The organism is Barnesiella sp. An22 (genome assembly GCF_002159975.1).
Classification (GTDB): Bacteria; Bacteroidota; Bacteroidia; order Bacteroidales; family Barnesiellaceae; genus Barnesiella; species Barnesiella merdigallinarum.
On the sequence record NZ_NFJR01000041.1, the window covers coordinates 1 to 1,944 of the forward strand.

Annotated in this window: 1 protein-coding gene; it reads left to right on the forward strand. The window is 51.6% G+C overall.

Features of this window, described 5'->3' with window-relative positions; all coding sequences use genetic code 11:
• The first annotated feature begins 217 nt into the window (after positions 1–217).
• Positions 218–1,801, forward strand: coding sequence for an IS1182 family transposase (locus B5F38_RS14070; RefSeq protein ID WP_087409744.1), 1,584 nt, complete (start codon positions 218–220; stop codon positions 1,799–1,801).
• Positions 1,802–1,944 lie beyond the last annotated feature (143 nt).

The window sequence follows — 1,944 nt, forward strand, 5'->3', positions numbered from 1 at the left end:
AGAGGGTGACCCAAAAGTCAAAGACTTTAAAGGGTCATCCTTTTTTGTTTGGATTACGCCAGATGGTCACAATGAGAGAATGAATGCGTGAGAGTGAGTGTGGAGGGGAGAAAAAATTAACGGTTATCTCTTTGTTTTCAAAGAAATAACCGTTGTTTTTATGGTAAATAATTGCTATATTTAAAGTGAGAATTAAAAATAAAGTCAAGCATTTACCATGAGCGCAAAGATAGTGTATAAAGATTACAATCAGAACGAAAGTCTGCTTTTTCCGCCGACATTGGGAGAACTCGTCCCAAAGAACCATCCGGTGCGGATCGTGAACGCAGTGATAGACAGGCTGGACATATCTTCTGTAGAATCGACCTACAAGGGCGGAGGGACGAGCAGTTTCCATCCCCGCATGCTTCTGAAAGTGATAGTCTACTCCTACCTGTGCAATGTTTATTCCGGCCGCCGTATGGAGCGTCTTCTGCAGGAGAACGTGAACTACATGTGGCTTTCAGGGATGTCGCGGCCGGACTTCAGAACAATCAACCGGTTCAGGAGCGGGCGTCTGGCGGACGGGCGGTTTGACGGGCTGTTCAGGCAGGTTGTCCTGCTTCTGAATGCAGAGGGGCTCGTGTCGCTGAAAGTGCAGTACATCGACGGGACGAAGATAGAGTCTGTGGCGAACAGGTACACTTTCGTATGGAAAAGGAGTGTCGAGAAGAACAAGGAGAAACTGGAGGCGAAAGTGGATGCCGTACTCAAGACGGCGGAGTCGGTCCTCTCCGAAGAGAACAGGGAATGTGCTTCGGAGGAGTCCGGTGTGAAGGATCTGGCCGAGCGTACGGAAAGGATATTGCGCAGGATGGACGAGCAGGGTATCAGCGACAGAAAGCTGAGGAAGTCCGTAGAGAAGGTGAAGGACGAGTCCCTTCCGAAGCTAGAATCCTACAAGCATCATCTGGAGACCTTGGGGGAAAGGAACAGCTACAGCAAGACGGACAAGGACGCGACGTTCATGCGTATGAAGGAGGACGCGATGCGCAACGGTCAGACCAAGCCGGGATACAATGTCCAGATAGCGACGGAGAACCAGTTCATCACGAACTACGGAATCTACCGGAGGCCGACGGACTGGGGCACTATGATACCGTTCCTGAAGTCGTTCAGGGAAAGATACGGCCGGCAGAGCGAAGAGATAGTCGCGGACTCGGGCTATGGCAACGAGCAGAACTACGCGTACATGGATGGAGAGGGGATTGACGCGTATGTGAAATACACCATGTTCCATGCGGAGATGAAGCGGAAATACCGGGACAACGCCTTCTTGGTACAGAACATGTACTACAATGAGGAGAAAGACTTCTATGTGTGCCCGATGGGGCAGCGTCTGGAGCGGGCCGGGACATGGAGCACTGTCTCCGACCTGGGATACAGGTCATCCGTGGCAGTATACCGGGCAAAGAACTGCGCCGGCTGTCCGCTGCGTGGAATGTGCTACAAGGGGAAGTCCGGCAGGCGTACCATTGAAGTGAACCACACTGCGAACGCATTCAAAAGGAAGGCACGGGAACTGCTGACCGGAGAGAGAGGCCTGATGCACAGGAGCAGACGTCCGATCGAGCCGGAAGCCGTATTCGGTGACATCAAGTTCAATCACGGCTTCAAGAGGTTCCGTCTCAAGTCAGCCGGAAAGGTCAATGTCGAGTTCGGCCTTGTCGCCCTCGCCCATAACCTCAGAAAATATGCGGCGCATGTCCGCGACGGACTCTTGGGGGTGTCTGACAACTCTCCGTCATTGGGAATGGCATAGCCCAAAAACATGAAAGACGAAAATCAGAGGTATTAGTAAACCAGCCCTTCCCGGAGACTTCCTGCTCCGGTAAAAAGTAATGTGGTCATCTTTTTCTATAATAAAACAAAGAGACCGCCCAAAATCTCTTTTGGGTCGGCCTC

Excerpts from the sequence above, each read along its gene's own strand:
- B5F38_RS14070 (WP_087409744.1), top strand. The coding sequence starts at position 218 with ATGAGCGCAAAGATAGTGTATAAAGATTACAATCAGAACGAAAGTCTG.